Genomic DNA, 2,326 nt, shown 5'->3' on the forward strand with positions numbered 1-2,326 from the left:
CGCCAGGGGCGGGCTCCGAGCCAGGGGCCGTGGGGTGAGACGGGTGAGTTCTCGTACCAGGCGACCAGCCGTTCGCGGGCGCGGTCACGGTCGACCACCAGGCAGGCGAACGCGGCCAGCACCCAGAACATGAGGAACACGTCGAGCAGCGCCGTGCGGGACAGCACCAGATGCAGGCCGTCGAGCGCGAGCAGCAGCCCCGCCAGGCAGCCGAGCAGCGTCGAACGGGTCATCCGGCGGGCGACCCGGGCCAGGACGAGGATCGACAACGTGCCGACCAGTGCCGCGGCGAACCGCCAGCCGAACGGGTTGAGCCCGAACAGCCACTCACCGGCGCCGATCATCCACTTGCCCAGCGGCGGATGCGCGACGAACGAGGCGCAGTCGGACGACTGGGGGCACTGGCGGAAGATGTCCAGGTTCCCGGCGATGAGCCGCCGGTCGGCGATCGGGTTCTTGGCGTCGCCCAGCATCGCGCGCTCGACGCCGTACCTGAGCAGGGAGTAGGCGTCTTTGGCGTAGTAGGTCTCGTCGAAGACGACGGCCTTCGGCTCACCGAGGCGGACGAAGCGCAGCAGCCCGCCGAAGAGGGCGACCAGCAGCGGCCCCGCCCAGCCTAAGAGGGGCCGCCCCTGGAACGGCGGGACCAGCCGTCGTGCCGTCTCCCCCATGTCGATCACCCTATGCGTTTGTGCACCAGGTCATAAAGTTCGCGTCTCGGCACGCCCGCGCCCTTGGCCACGTCGGCGATGGCGATCTTCCGCTGCTCGCCCTCGGCCACCCGGCGGTCGACCTCGGCGACCAGCTCGTCCATGTCGGGCTCGCCCGCCCCCGGCACGCGACCCGCGACGACCACGGTGATCTCGCCCTTGACGCCGCCCGCGGCCCACTCGGCCAGCTCGCCGAGACCGCCGCGCCGCACCTCCTCGTACGTCTTGGTCAGCTCGCGGCAGACGGCGGCGGGCCGGTCGGGCCCGAACGCCTCGGCCATCGCCCCCAGCGACTCGGCCAGCCGGTGGGGGGCCTCGAAGAAGACCATCGTCCGCTCCTCGGCCGCCAGCGCGGACAGCCGCCGCGCCCGGTCGCCGGTCTTGCGCGGCGGGAAACCCTCGAAGCAGAACCTGTCGCTGGCCAGCCCCGACACGGCGAGGGCCGTGGTGACGGCGCTCGGCCCCGGCAGCGCGGTCACCGTGATGCCCGCCTCGACCGCGAGGTGGGTCAGGCGGTAGCCGGGGTCGGACACCCCGGGCATCCCGGCGTCGGTGATGACCACCACCGTGCGGCCCTGTCTCAGCGCCTCGACGAGCTCCTGGGCGCGCCCCGCCTCGTTCTGGTCGTAGTAGGACACCACCCGGCCGCTGATCTCCACGCCCAGCTCGGTGGCGAGCCTGCGCAGCCGTCTGGTGTCCTCGGCGGCCACCACGTCGGCGCCGGCGAGCACCTCCCGCAGCCGCGGCGAGACGTCACCCGCCTGACCGATGGGGGCTCCGGCCAGCACCAACCTGCCTTCTCCAGTCACCCGACCATTGTGGCAGGGCATACCAATTAGACCGTGATTCTTGCAGTACCTAACGGCTTGGGGCCCGTACGATGTCCGAATGGCGGTGACCGATTCCCCGTACCATGCCTACGACAACCCGGAGGTCGGCGAGAGTCAATCGCAGACGCGGTCCCTGCGTGACCGGGTGATCCCCCCCATGCGCGGCAGCGTCCTGTGGGGGTGGGTCGGCCCGCTGCTGGTCACGCTCTTCGGCGGCATTCTGCGCTTCGTCAACCTGGGCCACCCGCGCGCCGTGGTCTTCGACGAGACCTACTACATGAAGGACGCCTTCTCCCTGATCAACTGGGGCGTCGAGCGCGTCACGATCAAAGACGCGGACAAGGCGATCCTGGCCGGGAAGACCGACATCTGGCAGTCGTGCACGCAGGAGACGCTCGACAAGTGCGCCTCGTACGTGGTGCATCCGCCGCTGGGCAAGTGGATGATCGGCGCCGGTGAGTGGCTGTTCGGGCTCAACCCGTTCGGCTGGCGGTTCGCCGCGGCACTGGTCGGCACGTTGTCGATCCTCGTCCTGGCCCGGGTGGCCCGCCGGATGACCCGCTCCACGCTGCTCGGCTGCTTCGCCGGCCTGCTGCTGGCCCTCGACGGCCTCCACTACGTGCTCTCGCGCACCGCGCTGCTCGACGTGTTCCTCATGTTCTGGGTGCTGGCCGCGTTCGCCTGCCTGGTCGTCGACCGTGACCGCGCCCGCGAACGGCTGGTCGCCTGGTACGAGAACTCACCCGTCTCACCCCACGGCCCCTGGCTCGGAGCCCGCCCCTGGCG

The 2,326-nt window shown here is 71.0% G+C and carries 3 protein-coding genes; 1 reads left to right on the forward strand and 2 read right to left on the reverse strand.

The window, feature by feature from the left end; all coding sequences use genetic code 11:
• Both ABZ459_RS52675 and rsmI read right to left on the reverse strand, forming a co-directional pair.
• On the reverse strand, positions 1–671 hold a 671-nt coding region (locus ABZ459_RS52675; protein ID WP_357989087.1), incomplete at its 3' end, for a phospholipid carrier-dependent glycosyltransferase.
• Positions 672–676: 5 nt separating this feature from the next.
• A complete protein-coding gene (gene rsmI, locus ABZ459_RS52680) occupies positions 677–1,519 on the reverse strand; it encodes a 16S rRNA (cytidine(1402)-2'-O)-methyltransferase (RefSeq protein ID WP_352353055.1) in 843 nt (280 codons plus the stop codon).
• Positions 1,520–1,598: 79 nt separating this feature from the next.
• Here rsmI and ABZ459_RS52685 point away from each other — a divergent pair.
• Positions 1,599–2,326 (forward strand): phospholipid carrier-dependent glycosyltransferase (locus tag ABZ459_RS52685; RefSeq protein WP_357989090.1); only part of this gene is annotated, 728 nt, incomplete at its 3' end.

Source organism: Nonomuraea sp. NPDC005692, assembly GCF_040631115.1.
Taxonomy (GTDB): domain Bacteria; phylum Actinomycetota; class Actinomycetes; order Streptosporangiales; family Streptosporangiaceae; genus Nonomuraea.